A 21,998-nucleotide genomic window follows, 5' to 3' on the forward strand; every position below is an offset into this window, starting at 1 on the left:
ATTCCTTGGGTTGTGGCGGCTGTGTATTTTAGTGCGCTGTGGATTTGCTGCTGATTTTATGGCCATAGGGCGTTGGAAAGCCTGAACTCGGGCATCAAGAATGTTAGGATACGTTTCATGACTCAATTTTTTGTCGTCCACCCCGAAAACCCCCAGTCGCGCTTGTTGAAGCAGGCTGGGCAATTGCTGGCCGACGGAGGCCTGGTCGCGGTGCCCACCGATTCCAGCTATGCTGTCGTGGCTCGCCTCGACGATAAATCGGCGGCCGATGCTCTGCGGCGCCTGCGAGGCCTCGACGAGCGCCATCACCTTACCCTGTTGTGCCGCGACCTGGCCGAAATCGGCCATTTTGCGCGTGTCGACAACCGCCAGTATCGTTTGCTGAAAATGGCCACCCCGGGGCCCTGGACATTCATCCTCGAGGCAACGCGCGAGGTTCCCCGCCGAGTGTCGCACCCGTCGCGCAAAACCATAGGAATACGTGTTCCCGATCATAAAGTGGCACGCGACCTGATCGAATATGCCGGCTCGCCGCTGATGTCCACAACGCTGATCCCGCAAGACGAACACGAGCCGTTGAACGACGCCCAGCAGATACGCGAGCGTTATGGCAATCAACTGGCGGCCATTATCGATAGCGGCTCATGCCCGTTCATGCCCACGACGGTAATCGATCTCACGGGGCCCAGCCCCGAAATTATTCGGAAAGGGCAGGGGGATCTGGCAGCTTTGGGGCTGGATTAGTGTGCTGTTTTGCTAATTTGAATACATGGGCCGAGCAAACAGCACACTGAACTTTCTTTCATTTAAATGGCCCAAGCTCTTGCTTGCGCCAGCGCCCTCGGGATTTTATGAATTCTTTGATTCAGACCATTACGGTCTATGCTTTACCTGTGCTTTTCGGAATTACCCTGCATGAAGCCGCTCACGGTTATGTAGCGCGGATGTTCGGCGATCCGACGGCTTATCTGGCCGGACGCATCAGCCTGAATCCGATTCGCCACATCGATCCCATGGGTACAGTCGTGGTTCCTCTGGTATTGCTGTTCAGCACCACGCTTTTGGGCGGCGGCGGCCTGCTGTTCGGATGGGCCAAGCCGGTGCCTGTCGACTGGGGGCGTTTGCGCAATCCGAAGCGCGATATGCTGTGGGTAGCCCTTGCCGGCCCCGGGTCCAATCTATTGATGGCTATTATCTGGGCCCTGGGTTTGCGTTTACTGGCCGAATCGGGTGCGTCCCAGGGCGATTTCTGGGTGCAAATGGCGATTGCCGGCATACAAATCAATCTGGTGCTGATGGCGCTTAATTTGTTTCCAATTCCGCCGCTGGATGGCGGCCGGATTGTGTTCAGTTTGTTACCAAGCCGTATGGCCTGGCAATACTCCAGAATTGAGCCCTATGGCATGCTGATTCTTATCGTGCTCATGATAACGGGCATTTTGTGGGCACTACTGCAACCTTTATTAGGGTTTGGGCAATTAATTATCAATTGGTTCTTATAAATCCGGGCGCTTATCCGGTAAACTTGCGTGTTAATTGATTTGGCAAGTTCACCGTTTGGGTGAGTTCGAGGAGATGGTTCCCATCATGGCAGCAAGTACGGATTCTGCGATTCCTACCTTTCAGGGCAGCATGGTTGCCCTGATTACCCCCATGTACCCCGACGGTAGTCTGGATCTTGATTCCTATCGCAAACTGATCGACTGGCACGTGGCCGAGGGAACCGATGCCCTGGTCGTGGTCGGCACTTCGGGCGAATCGCCGACCGTCAGCATCGACGAACACGCCGAACTGATCCGCATAGCCGTCGAGCATGCCGCAAGCCGTGTGCCCGTCATAGCCGGAATGGGGGCGAATTCCACGGTCGAGGCCATTCATCTTGCCCGCCACTCGCTGGCGGTGGGGGCCCAGGCTGGCTTGTCGGTAGTGCCTTATTACAATAAGCCTACCCAAGAGGGCATGTATCAGCACTTTCGCGCCATAGCCGAGGCTGTTGAACTGCCGTCGGTTCTTTACAACGTACCCGGCCGTACATCGACCGACCTGTCCAACGAAACCATTTTGCGTCTGGCGCAGGTGCCCGGCATTATCGGCATCAAGGACGCCACCGCCAATATTGCCCGCGGCGCTTTGCTGCTGCGCGATGCTCCAACCGGCTTCCAGGTATTCAGCGGCGACGACGCAACGGCGGCGGCGCTTATGCTGCTCGGCGGCCGCGGCAACATTTCCGTTACCGCCAATGTGGCGCCGCGGCTGATGCACGAATTGTGCATGGCTGCGATTGCGGGCGATGCACTTCGCACTCGGCAGCTCAACGGACAATTGGCACATCTGAATAATGTGCTGTTTGTCGAGTCCAACCCGATTCCAGTCAAGTGGGCGGTGGCCGAACTGGGCCGGTCCCAATTGGGCTATCGTTTGCCCCTGACGCCCTTGCACGAGCAGTATCACGCCGTGGTACGCGGTGCGCTCAAAGACGCAGGTTTGATTTAAAAATGATGAGGATGCGCATGAACAAACGCTACGCCGGCTTAACCATTGGTGTCGGCTTGCTGTTGCTGTCTGGGTGCTCGCAACTGAAAGAGTTGACGGGGCGTGAAGAGTCGGTCAACTACAAAAGTACGGTGGCCGGTGATCCGTTGAGCATCCCGCCCGACCTGACCCAGGCCAACCAGGATGCTCATTACAAGGCGCCTGAGGGCACAACCACATTAAGCCAATTCAAACAAAACCAGGAAGCGCATAAAGCAGCCAATCCCAGCGACAGCATTCTGCCCGCCACCAGCGGAGTCAGTGTGATGCGCGATGGCAATCTGCGCTGGCTGGTGGTGGATCAGCCGGCCCAGGCCATCTATCCCAAGGTTGTCGATTTCTGGGGCGAGCAGGGGTTCACCCTGCATTCCCAGGATCCCAAGGCCGGTCTGATGCAAACCGACTGGGCTGAAAACCGGGCCAAGATCCCCGAAGGCTGGATTCGAAGCGCGCTGGGCGGTATTCTGGATCAGGTCTTTGACAGCGGCGAGCGCGAGCGTTTTCGTACCCGTGTGGAACGCGTCAACGGCAAAACGGAAATTTATATCAGCCACGAGCAAATGGTCGAAACGCCCACGGCCGATGGCGCCGCCTTCAAATGGGTATACGGTAAAGAAGATCCAGGCCTGGACGCCGCCATGCTGGCTCGTTTGATGGTGTTTCTGGGTACCGATGTTACCAAGGCGCACGATATGGTTGCCAAGGCCGAAAAGGATCCGAGCCAGCCGCAAATCGTTGCCGCGGGCAGCAATCAGGCCGAGATCAACATGACCGAGCCTTTCGATCGCGCCTGGCGCCGCGTGGGTGCGGCCCTCGATTCGGCCGGGTTCTCGGTCGATGACCGCGATCGTTCCAAGGGCGATTATTTCATACGCTATCTGGATTCCGATACCGGCGTGAAAATCGATCAGGGCAATTTCCTGACCCGTATGTTCGGCGCAAAGAATACGGCTCAGGCAACGTCTTACCGTGTGCACGTGGCCGAGCAGGGCTCCGGTTCGACGGTGACGGTGCTTGATCAGAACGGCCAGCGTGATAACAGCGCGACGGCCAAGCGCATAATCACTGTGCTGACCAGCAATATGAAATAAAAGGCAGTGGGTGTGTGGATTAGTGGGGGCGCTCCTTGTGGGCGCCCTTGCTTTTATTGTGCACTCTTGTCTATTTTGGACGCATCGCCGGCGGCCCGGATGGGGTGGCGCTCGCCTCGTCCGGTCCTGGCTTTGCCAGGACTGCCCGCGTCCAAAGCCCGGGTCGGGGCGGTCGCGGAACTCGGCCGCCCCATCCGGGCCGCCGGCGATGCTGGCGTCAATGCGTGATGGTAGAGGTGAACCCTCGGTTCAGGCGGCTCTTGCCAGGCCTTTGGCCTGGGCGGCCGATTCGTCTGACGCTGTATGCGCACTGATGCTGGCGCCGAACCACTGAAGCTGTTCGGCCAGCGCGGCAACTTCTCCGATGACAAGCAGGGAAGGGGCCTGGAATGCGTGTTCGGCGGCGAGCGCCGGCAGATCTTTCAGCGCTCCATGCAATACCCGCTGGTTGCTGCGCGTGCCATTTTCAATCAAGGCAAAAGGCGTGTCGCCGGCACGCCCGTGTTCGATGAGCCGGGCAGTCAGCCACGGCAATTGGCTGACCCCCATGTAAAACGCCAGCGTTTGCCTGGCTTGTGCCAGCGAATGCCAGTCGTTGCTGTCGCCGTCCTTGCAGCTGTGGGCAGTAATCAGGCGAACGGATTGGGCATGGTCGCGGTGAGTCAGGGGAATGCCGGCGTAGGCGGCGCAAGCGAGTGCCGCCGTAATGCCGGGTACCACTTCGTAGGGAATGTGGTGTTCGCTCAGGAACTCGAGTTCTTCGCCGCCGCGTCCGAAAACAAAGGCATCTCCGCCTTTGAGCCGCACCACGTAGCTGCCTGATCGAGCGTGATCCAGCAGCAGGTCGTGAATACGCTGCTGAGTTGCATTGTGATCCTCGCCGGGTGTTTTGCCGACGGCAATCCGCAGCGCATCGCGGCGCGCCAATGCCAGGATATCCGGGCTGACAAGGCGGTCGTACAGAATGACATCGGCTTCGTTCAAGGCGCGCAGGGCCTTGATGGTCAGCAGGCCTGGATCGCCCGGACCGGCTCCTACCAGTGCCACTTTGCCTTGGGTTGCCGACTGGGTTTGCTCCAGTCTCTTCTTGAGTTCGCTTTCCGCTTGAAGCCCTTGCTGCTTGCGCAAGGCGGCGGCCACGGGGCCATCGAGCAGCCAATCGTAGAACTCGCGGCGCTGGCGCAGTTTGGGCCGAAGCCGCCGTATGGCTGGACGATATTTTTCGGCCAAGGTCGCCAAGGCGCCCAGAGAATGGTCGAGCACGGTTTCGATACGTTCGCGCACGCGCCGCGCCAGCACCGGAGCCGTGCCCGATGACGATACGGCAACGATAAGCGGAGAGCGATCGATGATTGCGGGCATTTGAAACGATGATAGTTGCGCATCGTCGACGACATTGATGAGAATACGGCGTTTTTCGGCGCAGTGCGCAATATGGCGGTTGGCGGCCTGGTCGTTGGTGGCTGCGACGACCAGCCAGGCCTGATCCAGCCAATTTTCTTCAAAGAGGCCTTCGATCGTTTCGATCGAGCCCTGGTTTTTCAGGAGCAGAAGCTCCGCCGTAAAGGCCGTGGCGCCTACAACGACGCTGGCACCCGCGGCAAGCAGGCTGCCGACTTTGCGCTCCGCTACAGAGCCGCCGCCGACCACCATGACTCGGCGGCCATTGATATCGGCAAAAAGCGGGAACAGCGTCATACCACCGCATCCAGGATAATAGGGATCAGGCGTTGCGATGGGGCTGCAATGACTTCGGTGCGAACCAGAAAGTCGCCGAATTTCTCGTTTTGTTCCCGGTTCTGGGCGTAGGCGCCAAACAGCGTATCGAGGCTGCCGAGAATTTCCGGCTCGGTGATGTTCTCGCGATAAAGAGTATTGATTCGCTGGCCGATAAAGTCGGCGCCGATTCTCAGGTCGTAACGGCCGATGGCGCGGCCCACCAGAGTGATCTCACCCAGGTAGGGGCGCGAGCAGCCATTGGGGCAACCCGACAATCGCAACAGGATGGGTGCGTCGAGCAAATTGTGCTTGGCCAGCAATGTTTCGAGCTTGGGTAGCAGCTCCGGCAGGTAGCGTTCGCTTTCGGCCATGGCCAAGCCACAGGTAGGCAAGGCGACGCAGGCGATGCTGTGCCGGCGTATGCCGCTTTGCTTGATGTATCCGTCCAGTCCATATTGCTGCACGAGTTCGTCGATTTGCGCACGGTCGGCCGCGGCTACGTTGGAAATGATCAGGTTTTGATTGCAAGTCAGGCGAAACTCGCCCTTGTGCACCCTGGCAAGTTCGCGCATGCCGGTCAGGAATTGTTTTCCGTCTACGTCGTCGAGCCGTCCCGATTCAATGTACAGGCCCAGATGCCACTGCCCATCTTCGCCTTCGATCCAGCCGAAGCGGTCGCCGTTATGATCGAAGTGGTAGTCGCGCAGGGGCTGCAGGCTGTAGCCCAGGCGTTGTTCCAGCTCGGATTTGAACCAGTCCAGGCCATGATGATCGATGGTGTACTTCAGGCGGGCGTGCTGGCGTTCGACGCGGTTGCCGTAATCGCGCTGCACTGTGACGATGCTTTCGGCGACTTCGATGATCTGTTCGGGGGGTACGAAGCCGATCAGGCTGCCCAGGCGCGGATAGGTGGTGTCGTCGCCATGAGTGGCGCCCATGCCGCCGCCGACTGCGATATTGAAGCCCTGCAGTATGCCGTTTTCAATAATGGCGATCAGGCCTAGATCCTGTGCGAATACATCAATATCGTTAAGCGGAGGAATGGCGATCCCGATCTTGAATTTCCGCGGCAGATAAGCGTTGCCGTAGATGGGCTCGTGGTCGGGCTCGTCGGTGATTTTCTTGCCGTCCAGCCATATCTCGTGATAGGCGCGTGTGCGCGGCAGAAAATGGGCCGATAGTTTTTCGGTCCATTCCTGGACGATCTGGTGCTGGCTGGAAAGCAGGGGGTTGACTGAGCTGACGACCTGGCGGTTGACGTCGCCGCAGGCGGCGAGCGTGGTGGCCAGGGAGTCGTGGATGGCCTGCATGGTGGCTTTCAGGTTGCGTTTCAATATGCCGTGCAATTGAAAGGTCTGGCGTGTCGTGATGCGCAGGCCGCGGCCCGCCCAGGTGGTGGCGATGTGATCGAAACCCAGCCATTGCTGCGGAGTGACCACGCCGCCGGGCAGGCGGGCGCGCACCATGAACGCGTAGGCAGGCTCGAGCTTTTGTCTGCGCCGCTCGTCGCGCAGGTCGCGATCGTCCTGCTGGTAGCTGCCGTGGAATTTCAACAGCTTGGTATCGTCGTCGCTGATGGCTCCCGTGACGGGATCGTTAAGCCCTTCTTCAATGGTGCCACGCAGATAATTGCCGTCTACCTTGATTTTTTCCAGATGCGAAAGAGTGCTGCTCATTGTGTTCCTGATTAATAAACGTCGCGGGCATAACGGCCTTGCATAGCCAGATCGTCCAGCCATTGCCGGGCCTGGTCCTGGTCGAAGCCACCTTCGGTCTGGGCGATCTGCAAGAGGGCCTGGTGTACATCTTTGGCCATGCGGCTTGCATCTCCGCATACGTACACATGGGCGCCCGCCTGAATCCAGTCATAAATATCGGCGGCCGACTCCAGCAGTTTGTCCTGTACATAAACCTTGTCGGCCTGGTCGCGCGAAAAGGCGAGATCGAGCCGATGCAGGTCGCCATCCTTCAGGGCGCGCTGCCATTCGGTTTGATAAAGAAAATCGGAGCTGAAGTTCGGGTTGCCGAAGAACAGCCAATTGCGGCCGCTGGCGGCGTTGGCGCTGCGTTCCTGGACGAAGGCGCGAAACGGGGCTACGCCGGTGCCCGGGCCTATCATGATGACATCGCGCGACGAGTCGGCCGGCAGGCGGAAGCGCGGATTTTCTTCGATGTAGACCGGCAGCTTGTCGCCTTCGTTCAGATGGCTCAGGAAATGCGAAGCACAGCCCCAGCGCGATTCTTCCTCGTATTCGTACTCGATGTGAGCGAGAGTCAGATGAACTTCGGCGTCGACCGCGGCCTGGCTTGAGGCAATGGAATACAGCCGAGGCGTAAGCGGGCGCAATGCCTTGACCAGGGCTGTAGCCTCCCAGGCTGCCGGATATTTTTTCAGCACATCGATCAACTGGCTGGTATCGAGCAGGCTTTTCAGGGTTTCGACGGCGCTTATCTGCTTTTGCAGGTCGGCGCTGCCGGCCAGTTGGGCATGCGCCAGCAGAAAGGGCTTGGTCAGCAGGGTCAGTTCGCGATGGTGGCCCAGCCATTCTTTGAGAGGGCGGGAAACGCCATTGATCTCGACGGCTTCCTCGGCATCCAGGCCCAGGATGCTGATGACGGCATCAACCAGCGTTGCTGCTTGAGTGGGCCATACCCCCAGGGCGTCGCCCGGCTGATAATCCAGATGGCTGCCTTCGAGCGAAATCTCCAGATGGCGTATGTCTTTGATACTGTCTCTGGCGGTAATGGCCTGATTCAGCACCAGTTCGGCCAAAAAGGGCTGGTCGCGCGAAATTTTGCTTGGCACAGGGCGCAGCGGCGTTACGCTGGCAGTGGGAATTTCGCTTTGCTTGAGTGCTTTTTGCGCCTGATCGACCGCCTTGTCCTGCCAGGGCAGGGCGACGGTTTCGATATCGAGATCGGCGGTGCCCGCTTCTTGCAGGCGTTCGGCACCCAGTTCCTCCAGGCGCGCATCGATGCGTTGGGACACGCCGCAGAACAGGGGGTAGCTGGAGTCGCCCAGGCCCAATACCGCATACTTGAGCTGTGGCAGCTTGGGTGCGCGGCGGCTGCTCAAAAATTCGACAAAGCCCAGCGAGTCGTCCGGAGGATCTCCATCGCCCTGAGTGCTCATGACGATATACAGCAGTTGTTCGTCCTTGAGGTCGCGGGTGGCATAGCGATCGGCGCGCACCAGCCGCGTGTTCAGCCCCAGGGCGCCAGAGCGTTCCGCCAGCGATTCAGCCACACGCTTGGCGTTGCCGGTCTGGCTGCCGTAAATGATGGTCAGCCGCTTGGCCACGGCGGTGTTCGGGACAGCCGCTACAACGGCCGGGGCGCGTACGGCTTGCCTGCCCTGGGCGACCCCCGCGAAGTAGCCTGAAAGCCAGCTGAGCGCATTGGGCTCCAGCCCATCGACCAGGTCGCTGACAAGAGAATGTTTGGATTCAGGCAGATAGGAAGGCGACAACATTGTGCACTCGCAATAATAAGGCAGCTTCCATTCTAGATAGCACCGCCTTATACGCGAACGACTAGATTATTATTTTCTTATGCTCGTATATGTTTATATTGAAAACCAGCAGTAAGGCCTGCCGATCTGCCGGCATTCTTCGCCGTTGTTACTTTTCCATATAGTGCAGCCAGCCTTCCCGCAGCCAGTCGGTGAGGGTTGTCCGTTCATCGATACTCAATGCCTTCAGCCGGCGCGCATCCAGGGCCAGCCGCCGCGTGTCGGCCAGCTCGCGCAGCGCCCGGGATGCCGGTACCGGGGCAACTTCGCCGTTAATGAAAAGCTGATGCTTCCGATACATCAGGCGTGTGCAGCGATCGAGCCGCAAGAGGCCGGGGGGCACGGGCGCGCACAAGTCGATATGCTCACTGCCGGGCTCAAAGTAGGCCAGGGGAGACAATTCGGTTAGCCACAGCCCCAGGAATCGCGTCGCAATGGCTTCGTCGAAACGAATTTTTTGCGCCGCCTGACAGGCGGCGTTCAATAAAGCATCGGGCAGCTTGGCTGGCGTTTCGGTGGCCGACACGCCAGGGTCGCGAAAAATGCCGCTCAGATCCGGTCCGGGAAGCGGTGGATTGGCATACAAACCGCTGCTGTCGCCCATGCCGGCCATGATCTGGTCGCCGGCCGCTTCCAGCATGCCACGAGCCAAAGTCGCCTGGCTGGGGGCGCGAAAGCCGATGGAAATGGTCATGCAAGGGCCGATCGCCACGCCATCGTGGGCAATTTGCGGCGGCAGGTACAGCATATCGCCCGGGTCGAGCACATATTCGTGTTCGGCCCGGAAATTTTTCAATATTTTCAGGGGCAGCCCGGGGCTGAGCTCCAGGTCTTTCTGGCTGCTGATGCGCCAGCGTCGCCGGCCATGGGCCTGTAGTAAAAATACGTCGTAGCTGTCGAAATGCGGGCCGACTCCGCCGCCATCGCCAGCAATGCTGATCATGGCGTCGTCCAGCCGTGCATCTGAAATGAAGCGGAATTGATGCGCCAGTTCCGCTGTTGCGTCGTCGTGCAGATCCACGCTTTGAGCCAGCAAGCTCCAATCGGGCCGTGTGGCGGCGGGCAGGCGAGCGAACGGGCCGGTTTTCATCGTCCAGCCAGCCCGGCCGTGGGAAATCAGGCGCGATTCCACTTCGTCGCGCCTGGCCAGTTGTCTGATGTCATCCATGGACAGCGAGGGTCGGAAATCGGGTATGGCCTGGCGGATGAGCAGCGGTTTGCGCTGCCAGTGGCGCTGCATGAACATCCGCGGCGTGAGTCCGCCCAGCAGGGCAAGGGGTCGGTCGATATTCATAAGTGGGTGTTCCGCAAACGATACAGAATATCCAGGGCTTCGCGAGGCGTGAGCTGGTCGGGGTCGATGGCCGCCAGTTCGGCCTTCAGCGTTGAGTCGGGCTCGGTGGCGAGGGGCTCATCATCTTGCGTGGGATCATTGCCGTTGGCCGATTCTGCGGGCGCTGCAAACAGGTCGAGCTGGGGCGTGGGGGCTCCCTGGGCTTCCAGGCGGCCAAGTTCCTGGCTGGCTCGGCGGATCACGGCCGGCGGAATGCCCGCGCGCTGGGCAACCTGTATTCCGTAGCTGCGGCTGGCCGGACCGGGCTGGACTTGATGCAGGAACACAACGCCCGATGCCGATTCGGCCGCTGCCAAATGTACATTGGCGGCGCATGGAACTTCGTTGGGCAGGCGGGTGATTTCGAAATAATGCGTGGCAAACAGAGTCAAGGCCTGGTTATGCGTAAGCAATCGATGCGCTATCGACCATGCCAGCGCCAGTCCGTCGTAGGTCGAGGTGCCTCGTCCTATTTCGTCCATCAGCACCAGGCTTTGCGGGGTGCTGGCTGCCAATATGGCTGCCGCCTCGGTCATTTCCATCATGAAGGTCGAGCGTCCGCCGGCCAGGTCGTCGGCGGCGCCGATGCGGGTAAAAATGCGATCGATTTGCCCAATGCGGGCGCGTTCGGCCGGAACGAAGCTGCCAATTCTGGCCAGCAGCACAATAAGCGCGATTTGCCGCATATAGGTCGATTTACCACCCATATTGGGGCCGGTAATCAACAACATTCGTCGTTGGGGGGCAAGCTCGCAATCGTTGGGCGTAAAACGCTCGATGCTGTGTTCGACCACGGGATGGCGGCCCGCCTCGATCGTGATTTCGCTTTCGTCGCAAAGCTGGGGCGCTGTCCAGCCGTTTTGCCGTGCGTGTTCGGCCAATGCCGCCAGCACGTCGATTTCGGCCAGGGCCGCAGCGCAGGAAGAAAGCGCCGGGGCATGGGGGGCGAGTTGATCGAGCAGATTTTCGAACAACCATTTTTCGCGCGCCAGGCTGCGATCCTTGGCCGAGAGTACTTTGTCTTCCCAGGTTTTCAGCTCGGGCGTGATGTAGCGTTCGGCATTTTTCAAGGTTTGCCGGCGGCGGTAATCGGCTGGCACCTTATCGGCCTGGCCGCGCGATACCTCGATGTAGAAACCATGCACGCGATTGAATTCGACCCGCAGCGTGGCGATGCCTGTGCGCTCGCGCTCGCGCGCTTCGAGTTCGAGCAGGAATTCGCCATTGTCGCTGGCCAGGCGGCGCAACTCATCCAGTTCGGCATCGTAGCCGTCGGCAATGACGCCTCCGTCGCGTATCAGAAGCGCGGGTTCGGCAGCGACTGCGTGTTGCAGCAAAGAGTGGAGCTCGGGCGTGACATTGAGCTGCAGCGCGAATTGCTGCAGTTTGGGCACGGGCGCAAACGCCTGGACGATATCGCCGGCTGTGGCTGGGAGCTCCAGCAGGGCGTCGCGCAGGCTTGCCAGTTCGCGTGGACGTACCGAGCGCATGGCCAGGCGTGTGGCGATACGCTCGATATCGGGGTAACGGTTCAGTTCCCGCCGCAAGGTATCGAGTGGCGGAGCGGCTTCCAGTGTTGCGTTGTCTGTGGAAGCGGCCAGCAACGCTTCTATGACTTGCTGGCGTTCTGTGACAGGGGCATTGTCGCGCAGGGGGTGATGCAGCCAGCGGTGCAGCAGGCGGCTGCCCATGGGGGTCTGGCAATGATCCAGTGTGGACAGCAGGCAGGGGCTTGGGTCGCCGCTCAGTGTTTCGGTGATCTCCAGGTTCTTGCGTGTTACCGGATCCAGCACGACATATTCGCTGGCCCGGTCGATGCGTATGGACTGTATATGCGAAAGCGTCCCTGTCTGGGTGCGGCTTACATAGCGCAGCAGCGCACCGGCGGCGCAGGTGGCGATCGGCATATCGGTCAGGTCGAAACTGGCCAGTGAATCCACGCCGAAGTGCTGATGCAACACGCCGCGTGCACCGTCGAGTTCGAAGTGCCAGTCGGGGATCGGGCTGACGGCCATGCCCGGATCGGTGTGCGGCCGCCTGCTTTCGGCGCACACCAGTTCGGCCGGCGCGACACGGTGCAGTTCCGAATCGAGCATATCGGGTACGCATTCCGTGACGCGGAACTCGCCATTGGCCAGATTCATCCAGGCCAGGGCGGCGCGCTCCGTTTTATTGTGCCGCCCTGTGTACATGGCGGCGATCATGCGATCTGCCTTGGCCGGCAGCAACGCGTCATCAGTAAGTGTGCCGGGCGTGACTATGCGTACGATCTTGCGGTCTACCGGCCCCTTGCTGGTAGCCGGATCGCCTATCTGTTCGCAAATCGCCACGGACTCGCCCAATGCCACCAGGCGCGCCAGGTATTGTTCCATGGCATGCACCGGTACACCCGCCATCGGTATGGGAGCGCCGTTGGATGTGCCGCGTTTGGTCAAGGTGAGGTTCAGCAGCCGCGCTCCGCGTTCGGCGTCGCCATAGAACATTTCGTAAAAATCGCCCATACGGTAGAACAGCAGATACGGCCCGGCCTCGGCTTTGAGGCGCAGATATTGCTGCATCATGGGGGTATGGTTTGCGGAACCAGCGATGATTGGTATGTCGTTTTCGGCTTTGCCGGCACGGGGTTTTACAGCCATTCAGCCCTCGGGACGAGTGTGAGGTATTGGGTATTTCGGAGTGTTTTCCAGCGCGTCTTGGTGCTTGTCTGACAGGATAAAACGACTCGATATGCCATGGTAACCTGCCTGGAAGCATACTGAAACCGCAGTGCCGGATTTGGAGTTGTGGCAATATATACGGCAGACTGAAAATCCTTCTGCTTTTTTTTGAGGAATCGCCATGAGCCAATACCAAATCGCAGTCATTGTCGGCAGCCTTCGCAAAGATTCGTTCAATCGCAAGCTGGCCGGGGCTATTGCCAGGCTGGCGCCAGCCGAGTTTTCCTTCAAGCAATTGCAAATCGGCGATTTGCCGCTTTACGACCAGGATAGCGACGCGAATCAGGCCGAATCGGTCAAGCGGCTGAAAAATGAAATCAAGTCGTCCCAAGGCCTTATTTTTGTAACGCCTGAATACAATCGCTCGATTCCAGGCGTGCTCAAGAATGCCATCGATAACGCGTCGCGCCCCTATGGCCAAAGCGCTTTCCAGGGCAAACCCGCAGGCGTGCTGGGTATCTCGGTCGGTGCCATCGGCACCGCCCTGGCGCAGCAGCATTTGCGCAATACCCTGGCATATCTGGATGCCCCGACACTGGGCCAGCCCGAAGCATTTCTTCAGATGAAAGAGGGGTTGTTCGACGAGGCCGGCAATATCGGCAATGCCGATACCAGGAAATTCCTGCAGGGCTGGATGGATGCCTATGTTGCCTGGGTAAAAAAGCACAACGCTTGATGCGGCCTCGGGGTATTTAGTGGTTTGCGGCCGGCGATGCGCGCGCTTATCCCAGCCGTCGCTGCGCCAATACCACAAGGGCTCCGACCATGGCCAGAACGGCTATCAGGCGGTACACATCTTCGCTGGCAATGAGCAAGGCCTGTTGGTCCAGCAGGCCCGTCAACTGGGACAATGCGGTCTGGCCGGCTTCTTTGGCGTCCATTCCCCGCGCGGTCAAGGCATTTTGTATGTGTTGCATCCATTGCATGGCAATGGCGGGCCGCTGGCCGACTGAGTCGGCAAGGGCCGCATGGACGCTGAACTGGCGATTCTGCAACAGCACGGCGCCCAAGGCCGCCGCAAACGAACTGGCTACCTGACGCATCAGGTTCTTGCTTTGGTAGCCATGCGCAAAGGTGCTGTCGCTCAGACCGCGAAAGGTCAGTCCGGCAATGGGTATGATGACCAGCACGCCAAACAGGCCTTTTGCCGCGAGGCTTGGAATCAGGGAATCGGGGCCTATATCGGGTGGCATGCTGGAGAACTGCCAGGCCGCGGCCGCCATGATCAGCAGGCCCGCAATCATGAGTGGCTTCTTGCGTTTCAGTCGCGGTGCGTAGCGTATATAGGCCAGGATGCCTGCCAGGCTCACCATGCCGGCCAGGGTGTTGAGCCAGCCTACGGTGGCCACGGGAATTTCCAGCGCTCGCTCGGCGTAGATGGGAAATACATAGCCGCTAAGATAGCTGATCAGGTAATACATGAAGTACATTGCCAGCCCGGTGAGGTATACCGGGTTATGCAAGACGCGCAACTGAAGCAAGGGTGTGTTGTGACGCCATTGGTGCCGCAGAAAACCGATCAGCAGCAATGCGCCTGCCATGGCTAGCGCAATCAGGCGTACGGGATGCGAAAAAATATCGAAGCGTGCTTCCGACATGGCTATTTGCAGCGCGGCAATGGCCGCGCCGAACCACAACAGGGGGATTAGCGCGGGGCGTTCGGCCTTGCCCTGAGGCTCGGCGTCGGGCAACAGCAGCCACGCGCCGGCCGCCGCGATGAACGCAAAGGGCAGGGCGCCGTAAAAAATATCTTGCCAGACGCCGTGATCGATCAGTTCCGCCGCCAACGCCGGCGCCAGTGCAGAGGCGGTGAAAATTCCGATCATGAAAATACGCTGTGCCCGTGGCCGGTCGCCTGGCGCAAACATGATCGGAATCAGGACGCGGCTGCTGGTGAATAGCGCGCCGCCCCCTACACCCTGAATGAATCGCGCCGCAACAAGTTGGGTCAGTCCGGCGCTGGTTGCCGCAAACAGCGTACCCACGATGAAAGTGCCCAGGGCTCCGGTCAGGTAGCGCCGGTAGCCGAAACGGCGCGCGAGCCATTGCTGCTTGACTATCATCAGCATGCTGCCTACGGCATAAGCCGACTGTACCAGTGCGAAGCTGCGTGGATCGGCATCGACGCCGCCCATGATGTGGCTGGCCGAAAATACGAACATGATATTTTCGAGGAACTCGACGGACACGATCAGGGATAGCAATATCATTGCGCACCACTGTCGCTGCTCATGCGTCAAGAAACCTGTGCTTCCGAAGAACCGAAGGCCGCCCAAAATCTTGCGATTGAATTTCATGATTTCTATTGCTGCAACCCCGCATGCAATCGCTGGAGATACTGGGTAGTGCGTGACTGTTCCGGTTTGTCCAGAACTGCCCAGGCTCGCGCATAAGCGGCGTGCACGGCCGGTATTGCTTCTTGCAGCAAGCGATGCCCGCTAGCGGTCAGTTTGAGTTCGAGGCTGCGCCGGTCCTGTTTCGAAGCGCGGCGATTGAGCAGGCCGCGCACTTCCAGGCTATCCAGAAAGCGTGTCATCTGGGTTCGCGTGGCATCCATGGTGCCGCCTAGTTCAGAGGGCGAACTGGGCCCGGTTTCGTCCGTGGAAAGCATGCTCATGATCAGATACTGCGACATGTTGAGTTCGAATGGCGCCAGGGCCTGATCTATGTATGAACGCAGCAATTGCGTAGTGCGAAACAGCAATCGCGTGGCAAGGATGTCGTCGCGCGGTGCGTTCGGGTGGATTTCGCAGAAACGGTCTATGCGGGTTTCGAAGGACATGGCGGCTCGGTATTGGCTGGTTCAAATATAATTTCATTTGTAATTATATCAAATGTAGCTAAATAGGCAATGGACAGGCCGGCCCTACGCTGCCGGGAAGGCGGCCGGCCTCGGGAGCGCAAGGCCGGCCTGCCCCGGGAGCGGCTCATTCCAGCATGCGATCTGCAGCGCGCGGCCCTATCGGTTATAAAGTCCCAGGATATTCATTGCATTTACCGAGGACGACAAATCAATCATGAGAGCGAATCGATTAAGGGAAGTTGTTAAAGAGCGGGGCCATGCGACGAATGCGTGGCTGTCGATTCCTTCGTCCTACAGTGCCGAGTTGGTGGCGCACTGCGGTTTTGACGCCATTACGGTTGATCTTCAACACGGCATGATCGATTTTGGGCAGGCCGTGACGATGCTTCAGGCGATATCCAGCACCGGGGCGACGCCTTTGGCCCGGCCCCAGAGTTCCGATCCGGTTCAGATCATGCAATTGCTGGACGCGGGCGCTTACGGGGTGATCTGCCCTCAAGTGGACGATGCCGATATAGCCAGGGCGGTGGTGGCTGCGTGCAAATACCCGCCAAGCGGAGAACGCTCTTTTGGGCCGGCCCGCGGCCTGCTCTACGGCGGTCCGGATTACTTTGCGCATGCCAACCGGGAAATTCTGGTCTTCGTCATGATTGAATCCAGAAAGGCGGTGCAGAACCTGGACAGTATTTTGTCGGTGCCGGGGATCGATGGCGTGTATATAGGGCCCAACGACCTGAGCCTGAGCTACGAGGGAACGCCAAGCTCCGACCCCAAGGGGGAGGCGGCCCAGGCGATCGAATACATTCGTACCCAGGTTGCGCAGCGTCAAATGCTGACGGGCATTTTTTGCGCCGATGGCGCCATGGCGCGCAAGCGTGTCGACCAGGGTTTCCAGGTGGTGACGCCAGGCAATGACGCTGCCATTTTGAAGAATGGCTGCCTGCAGCAATTGGCCAGGCTGGGGAACGCGACCGCCGATGGCGGCGGCAGCGGCTACTGAACCTTCCCTGAAAGGAATGCTCGCGCCACGCGCAAGAATGCTTCTGCCGCGGGCGTCGGGCGTTGCTCCGTGGAAGAGGCGAATGCCAGTTTCTGGGCCGGGATGTTTCCCGACAGGGGCTTGCACACGATACGCTTGCCGTCGTAGCTGAAATCTTTGGCGGGCCGGGTGGTCAGAATGGAAAAACCATGACCGTTGGCGACCAGGGACCTGGCCATTTCAATGGAGCCGGCTTCCATGGCTATGCATGGGGATACTTCGGCAAAGCTGAAAATAGACAGAAAATAGTCCCGGCTGTGGGGCAGATTGATGAGAATAAATGGTTCCTGGGCCAAATCCCCAATTGCCAGCGTGTCGCGGCGGCTTAGCGGATGGCGCAGGGGCAACAGCGCATAGGGCGAATGTGCGCCCACATAATGAAGCTGGACGGGCCGCGCCAGGCCCATATCGTAGACCAGTGCAAGGTCCAGCGTGCCGCGTTCGATCCGGCTGAGCAGCTCTTCCGTGTTGCCTTCGAGCATGGTGAGCCGGACGTGCGGATGGTCCCGGCGAAATTCACGCATGATCGCGGGAAAATACATCGGCCCCAACGTCGAGAAGCACCCTATGGATAATTCCCCTTCGATGCGGCCGTCCGCTTTGCGGCCCAGTTCCTGAGCCTGCAGCAATACATTTTGCGCCTGCCGGTAGCGCTGTTTTCCGGCTGCGGTCAGCTCCAGGCCTTGCGCATGTATGCGATAGAACAGTTTTTCATCCCACAGCGCTTCCAGCTCGCCAATTGCGTGCGATATGGACGGCTGTGAAACGTTCAGGGCGTGTGCCGCCTTGACGGTGCTGGCATGCCTGGCCGCTGCGGCGAAATACTCGAGCTGGCGTAGCGTAATGTGTATCAATTTTATTAATTCAGACAATTTATAAATAGTATTTTTAATTATACATAGAGGAGCCTAGCATGAGGATGCAGCAACAAATCATAGGTGTGCGGGCGGGCCGGGAAGATGGCCTGGTCCGGCAAAGGAGAGCGAATTGGACGAGAAAGCGGGACTGCCTTTAAGCGGTATTCGGGTGCTGGACTTCACTCGTGTTTTGGCGGGGCCTTTCAGTACGGCCTTGCTGGGCGATCTGGGGGCGGAAATCATCAAGGTGGAGCCGCCCGGGGGTGACGATTACCGTTCGGTGGGCCCTATGCGCAACGGCGAGAGCGCGATGTTTACGGTCATGAACCGCAATAAGAAAAGTGTCGTGCTCGACATGAAGACAGCCGAAGGCCGGTCTCTGGCGAGAGATCTGGCCGCGCACGCGGACATTGTGGTGGAAAATTTCCGCCCGGGCGTGGCCGACAAGCTTGGAATTGCCTATGCCTTGTTGAAAGAAAAAAATCCTCGCCTGGTTTACGTGAGCGTTTCGGGATTCGGCCAGGACGGCCCGGCGGCCCATCGGCCAGCCTACGACATTGTTATTCAGGCCTTGAGCGGCCTGATGGACGCGACAGGCTCCGCCGACGGCCCGCCGACTCTGGTGGGCGAGGCGGTCTCGGATGTATTGAGCGGATTGTTTGCCTCGTGGGGAGCGCTCGTTGCCTTGTATTCGCGGGAGCGCACCGGCCTGGGCACGCATGTCGATGTGTCGATGTTCGATACCATGCTGGCCTTTACCGCCACGTCTGTGTCGCGTTATCTGTTCACAGGGAAAGAACCGGTGAGAGTGGGCAACCGGCATCCCCTGTCGGCGCCGTTTGGGGTGTTTGGCGCCAGGGACGGTCATTACGTGCTTGCCGTGCTGAATAACAAATTATTTCGGCAGCTTGCGGCTGTGATCGGCTGCCCCGCGATTGTGGACGATGCCCGTTTCGCCAGCGACGAGTTGCGGGCCGCGCATGAGTCCGAACTTCGGGCGGTCATCGAGGGCTGGTCCGGCTTGCTGGATGTGGCCCAAGTGATTGAACGGCTGGAAGCCGCTGCGATTCCGGCGGCTCCGATCTGGAATGTCAGGCAAGCGCTGACGTCCGAACAAAGTGTATTTCGCGGTGTACTGACCGACACCGGCGACTCCAGGCTGCCAGGTTTGCGCTTGCCTTCGCAGCCGATCAAGTTTTCGGCTTTTGGCAGTAATCGCGTTACGCGCGCGCCGCGCCTGGGCGAACACACCGATCAGGCATTGCACGAATTGCTGGGGCTGGCGCATGGCCGGATAGCGGAGCTGCGCGCGGCGGGCGCCTTTGGCGCCGCATGATGCCGAGCTCGTCGCAACGCCTGGCAAGCCAGGCATTTCATCCAATGATTCCAAGGAAGCACACATGAATACACGTCTTGGCATTACCGCAGAAGATCAAGCTGTCGCCGACGCCATTGCCCGCTTCGCGGCCACGCAACTGGCCCCGCGTGCACAAGAGACCGATCAGCAAGAGATTTCCACCGCGCGCTACGTGCCGCTGCTGGCCGAGCTGGGGGTCATGGGCATGAATCTGCCCGAGCAATGGGGAGGGCCGGGTGTGTCGCCAACCGCCATGATTCTTTCACTTGTCGAGATTGCCAGGTGCTGCGCCGCCACGGCGTCCATGGTGGGTGCGCATTATCTTGCGACCGACTCGATTCTTATCGGTGGCAACGATGAGCTCCGGGCCCGCTACCTGCCGGATGCGGCCATGGGCGCGAAGCTGGGTGCGTTCGCGCTGACCGAACCCAGGGCTGGCTCGAACCCTGCCGATATGGCGACGCGCGCACAGCGGCAGGGTGGCAGCTACCGCCTGACCGGCGTCAAGCACTTCATTTCCAATGCGGGCGATGCCGATTTCATCGTGGTGTACGCCAAAACCGATCCGGGCGCCGGGCACAAAGGCATTAGTGTGTTCGTGGTCGACACGGCGACGCCGGGGCTGTCGATTTCATCGCCGGAAAAACTCATGGGTATCCGGGGCGCCCACGCGTTCGAAGTTGCTCTTGATTGTGAGGTTCCTCTCGAGAATCGGCTCGGCGCCGAGGGTTCGGGTTTTCGCACCGCCATGCAAGTTCTGGACAATAGCCGGATCGATGTGGCCGCCAGCAGCATCGGTATTGCCGAGGCGGCGCTGGATGCTTCGCTGGCCTGGGCCAAAGAGCGTCGAATAGGAGGCGAGCCGCTGGCCGACAAGCAGGGCATTCAATGGTTGCTGGCCGATATGAAACTGCGGCTCGAAGCCGCATGGATGCTGACTTTACAGGCCACGGCGGCGCGCAGCGCGGGCCGGCGGTTCTCGCTTGAATCATCGATGGCCAAGCTGTATGCCTCGGAGGCGGCCGGATTCATCACCGACGCCGCATTGCAGATCCATGGCGGATATGGCTATACCCGTGAAATGCCTCTGGAGCGCTATGCGCGCGATGCCCGTATCATGCGCATCTATGAAGGCTCCTCGGAAATTCAGCGCACGGTGATAGCCCGCTCGATACTTGCATGAACAAGGCCTATGCCGAAGTGGCCGGTCAATGGCGCAAGCCGGCGGTGCCTGGTTCCAGTCTGCGTTGCACGACCCTCAGGCCGCTTGCGGGAGATGCCAGGGCGGCGGAATAGCCCGGTGGGGCATCCAGTTCATTCACGGTCCAGGATTGTGGATTTGCCCAGCCGGGAATACGCAGCAGCTTCACCGGCCGGCCAGGGCCGAGGCTGAGCTCCACTGTCGAGGGTTCCCGCAGCAAGCCTTGGCCCGAGGCTTTTGTTATGGCTTCTTTATGAGTCCAGATCGCGTAAAAGGCCGAGGTGCGTTCTGGTTCGGTAAGCGTCTGCCAACACTCCCATTCCGAGGGTGAAAGTATCATGCGCGCTACCGCTTCGAGGTCGTCGAGCGTGCGCTGAATTTCAATGTCGACGCCTACGTCCGCACCCTGTGCTATGGCAATCAGCGCCTGTGTTCCGGAGTGCGCAACATTGAAACGCAAGTCGCGCGCCGGCGCGCGCAGACAGGGCTTGCCGAACTCGCTCCGCGCGAAGCGGCAGTCGTTCGGGGCAATGTCGAGATAGAGGCCAAGCAGCGTGCGCAGTGTGCCTCGAGTCAGAACGAACTGCCGTTTTGCCGCCGCCAGACGAAGCGTGTCGGCCCGCTGCTTTTCATCGTCGGCCAGTATTTCCCATAAGGCGGGATAGTCGGCGTTCGCCTGGTCGAGCGACAGCGCCCAGACATGGCAGCTTATGGCCTCGATATGGAAGTCGGGATGGTGTCTATGCCATTGCTGCATGCGCTTCGGAGACAATTTCGTAGGAACGCAAACGCGCGGCATGGTCGAATATGTTCGAGGCAATCATCAGTTCGTCGGCTCCGGTGTGCGCGATGAATGCCCGCAACTGGTCGGTCACTGTCTTGACTGAGCCTATGGCCGAGCACGACAGGATCTGGTTCAGCAGCGCCTGCCCCTGCGGGCCGATGCGATCCAGGTAGTCGGCCATGGGCGGCGGCAGGCGCGAAGGCCGGCCGGTGCGTGAATTGACAAACGATTGCTGCGCCGAAGTAGCGAGGATTCGGGCCTGCTCGTCGGTGTCGGCGGCAAAAACATTGAATCCCAGCATGACATGAGGCTTTTGCAACTGCTTCGACGGCTTGAAGGTGGAACGGTAGACATCGATCGCCTGCATCATTTGCGCTGGGGCGAAGTGCGAGGCAAAGGCGTACGGCAGGCCCAGCGCCGCGGCCAACTGAGCTCCGTACAGGCTGGAGCCCAGTATCCAGATCGGTACATTCAGGCCGGTGCCGGGCACGGCTTTGACCGCTTGCCGGGGTTCCGATGAAAAATAATCCATGAGTTCCAGGACATCGTGCGGAAATTCGTCCGAATCGGAGGCCAGGTTGCGGCGCAGGGCGCGTGCCGTGGTCTGGTCCGAACCCGGTGCCCGCCCAAGCCCCAGATCGACGCGCCCGGGGTGGAGCGATTCCAGAGTGCCGAATTGTTCGGCGATGACCAGCGGCGAATGGTTGGGCAGCATGACGCCGCCCGCTCCTATCCGGATCGTTGAGGTGCCTGCGGCCACATGAGCGATGAGGACGGCGGTCGCGGCGCTGGCTATGCCCGGCATGCCATGGTGCTCGGCCAACCAGTAGCGGTTGAAGCCCCAGCGCTCGCCGTGCTGTGCAAGATCGAGCGAGTTGCGGAATGACTGGGCGGCGGTGGCGTTCTCGGTGATGGGCGAGAGGTCGAGAATGGAAAAGGGAATCATGGGTTCTATATGAGGCCGGCGGGGAAAAAAACAATATATCCGATATTGCGGCGCCAATCGGCCGAAGGTGCCGATAGTCAACTAAAATCGGCTATTCCTCTACTCATT

At 59.6% G+C, this 21,998-nt stretch carries 18 protein-coding genes; 8 read left to right on the top strand and 10 right to left on the bottom strand.

What is annotated here, in order from left to right:
* Positions 1–117 precede the first annotated feature (117 nt).
* The 4 genes from ACYVIS_RS19330 (at position 118) to bamC (ending at position 3,623) form a co-directional block, all read left to right on the top strand.
* Positions 118–744: an L-threonylcarbamoyladenylate synthase gene (locus tag ACYVIS_RS19330; protein ID WP_232743959.1), complete on the top strand. Its 627-nt coding sequence runs from the start codon at positions 118–120 to the stop codon at positions 742–744.
* Between the two features lie 107 nt (positions 745–851).
* A complete protein-coding gene (locus ACYVIS_RS19335; RefSeq protein WP_232743958.1) occupies positions 852–1,502 on the top strand; it encodes a site-2 protease family protein in 651 nt (216 codons plus the stop codon).
* 85 nt (positions 1,503–1,587) lie between these two features.
* The gene (dapA, locus tag ACYVIS_RS19340) at positions 1,588–2,493 is read left to right on the top strand and encodes a 4-hydroxy-tetrahydrodipicolinate synthase (protein ID WP_460874822.1); all 906 of its coding nucleotides are present in this window, start codon (positions 1,588–1,590) and stop codon (positions 2,491–2,493) included.
* 17 nt (positions 2,494–2,510) lie between these two features.
* On the top strand, positions 2,511–3,623 hold the full coding sequence (bamC, locus tag ACYVIS_RS19345; RefSeq protein WP_460874823.1) for an outer membrane protein assembly factor BamC: 1,113 nt from the start codon (positions 2,511–2,513) through the stop codon (positions 3,621–3,623).
* 249 nt (positions 3,624–3,872) lie between these two features.
* On the opposite strand, the gene cysG is transcribed toward bamC, so the two are convergent.
* The 5 genes from cysG to mutS all read right to left on the bottom strand — a co-directional run bounded on the left by cysG (position 3,873) and on the right by mutS (position 12,822).
* Positions 3,873–5,321 carry a siroheme synthase CysG gene (gene cysG, locus ACYVIS_RS19350; protein WP_460874824.1) on the bottom strand — a complete coding sequence of 483 codons (1,449 nt, stop codon included), beginning with the start codon at positions 5,319–5,321 and terminating at the stop codon, positions 3,873–3,875.
* The gene (gene cysI, locus ACYVIS_RS19355; RefSeq protein ID WP_460874825.1) at positions 5,318–7,018 is read right to left on the bottom strand and encodes an assimilatory sulfite reductase (NADPH) hemoprotein subunit; all 1,701 of its coding nucleotides are present in this window, start codon (positions 7,016–7,018) and stop codon (positions 5,318–5,320) included. The genes cysG and cysI overlap by 4 nt, the downstream gene beginning before the upstream one ends.
* Positions 7,019–7,029: 11 nt before the next feature.
* A complete protein-coding gene (locus ACYVIS_RS19360) occupies positions 7,030–8,814 on the bottom strand; it encodes an assimilatory sulfite reductase (NADPH) flavoprotein subunit (protein ID WP_460874826.1) in 1,785 nt (594 codons plus the stop codon).
* Positions 8,815–8,962: 148 nt separating this feature from the next.
* Positions 8,963–10,147, bottom strand: coding sequence for a cupin domain-containing protein (locus tag ACYVIS_RS19365; protein WP_460874827.1), 1,185 nt, complete (start codon positions 10,145–10,147; stop codon positions 8,963–8,965).
* Positions 10,144–12,822 (bottom strand): DNA mismatch repair protein MutS, encoded by a 2,679-nt coding sequence (gene mutS / locus ACYVIS_RS19370; RefSeq protein WP_460874828.1) that lies wholly within the window; start codon positions 12,820–12,822, stop codon positions 10,144–10,146. The genes ACYVIS_RS19365 and mutS overlap by 4 nt, the downstream gene beginning before the upstream one ends.
* 202 nt (positions 12,823–13,024) lie before the next feature.
* On the opposite strand from mutS, the gene ACYVIS_RS19375 reads away from it, so the two are divergent.
* Positions 13,025–13,579, top strand: coding sequence for an NADPH-dependent FMN reductase (locus tag ACYVIS_RS19375; RefSeq protein WP_232743951.1), 555 nt, complete (start codon positions 13,025–13,027; stop codon positions 13,577–13,579).
* 46 nt (positions 13,580–13,625) lie between these two features.
* On the opposite strand, the gene ACYVIS_RS19380 is transcribed toward ACYVIS_RS19375, so the two are convergent.
* Both ACYVIS_RS19380 and ACYVIS_RS19385 read right to left on the bottom strand, forming a co-directional pair.
* Positions 13,626–15,200, bottom strand: a complete 1,575-nt coding sequence (locus tag ACYVIS_RS19380) for an MFS transporter (RefSeq protein WP_232743950.1) — start codon at positions 15,198–15,200, stop codon at positions 13,626–13,628.
* Between the two features lie 5 nt (positions 15,201–15,205).
* Entirely contained in the window at positions 15,206–15,685 is a 480-nt protein-coding gene (locus ACYVIS_RS19385) for a MarR family winged helix-turn-helix transcriptional regulator (RefSeq protein WP_232743949.1), read from the bottom strand.
* 235 nt (positions 15,686–15,920) lie between these two features.
* On the opposite strand from ACYVIS_RS19385, the gene ACYVIS_RS19390 reads away from it, so the two are divergent.
* Positions 15,921–16,706, top strand: a complete 786-nt coding sequence (locus ACYVIS_RS19390) for an HpcH/HpaI aldolase family protein (protein WP_460874830.1) — start codon at positions 15,921–15,923, stop codon at positions 16,704–16,706.
* Here the strand turns inward: ACYVIS_RS19390 and ACYVIS_RS19395 are convergent.
* Positions 16,700–17,617 carry a LysR substrate-binding domain-containing protein gene (locus tag ACYVIS_RS19395; protein ID WP_460874831.1) on the bottom strand — a complete coding sequence of 306 codons (918 nt, stop codon included), beginning with the start codon at positions 17,615–17,617 and terminating at the stop codon, positions 16,700–16,702. The genes ACYVIS_RS19390 and ACYVIS_RS19395 overlap by 7 nt on opposite strands.
* Before the next feature lie 115 nt (positions 17,618–17,732).
* On the opposite strand from ACYVIS_RS19395, the gene ACYVIS_RS19400 reads away from it, so the two are divergent.
* Together ACYVIS_RS19400 and ACYVIS_RS19405 are read left to right on the top strand one after the other, a co-directional pair.
* Entirely contained in the window at positions 17,733–18,938 is a 1,206-nt protein-coding gene (locus ACYVIS_RS19400) for a CaiB/BaiF CoA transferase family protein (protein ID WP_232743946.1), read from the top strand.
* 64 nt (positions 18,939–19,002) lie between these two features.
* A complete protein-coding gene (locus tag ACYVIS_RS19405) occupies positions 19,003–20,142 on the top strand; it encodes an acyl-CoA dehydrogenase family protein (protein ID WP_460874832.1) in 1,140 nt (379 codons plus the stop codon).
* 25 nt (positions 20,143–20,167) lie between these two features.
* Here ACYVIS_RS19405 and ACYVIS_RS19410 read toward each other — a convergent pair whose 3' ends face one another.
* Positions 20,168–20,917: a 4'-phosphopantetheinyl transferase family protein gene (locus tag ACYVIS_RS19410; protein WP_232743944.1), complete on the bottom strand. Its 750-nt coding sequence runs from the start codon at positions 20,915–20,917 to the stop codon at positions 20,168–20,170.
* Positions 20,901–21,890: an LLM class flavin-dependent oxidoreductase gene (locus ACYVIS_RS19415; RefSeq protein WP_232743943.1), complete on the bottom strand. Its 990-nt coding sequence runs from the start codon at positions 21,888–21,890 to the stop codon at positions 20,901–20,903. The genes ACYVIS_RS19410 and ACYVIS_RS19415 overlap by 17 nt, the downstream gene beginning before the upstream one ends.
* Between the last annotated feature and the right edge of the window lie 108 nt (positions 21,891–21,998).

The sequence above is a fragment of the Paralcaligenes ginsengisoli genome (assembly GCF_054781135.1).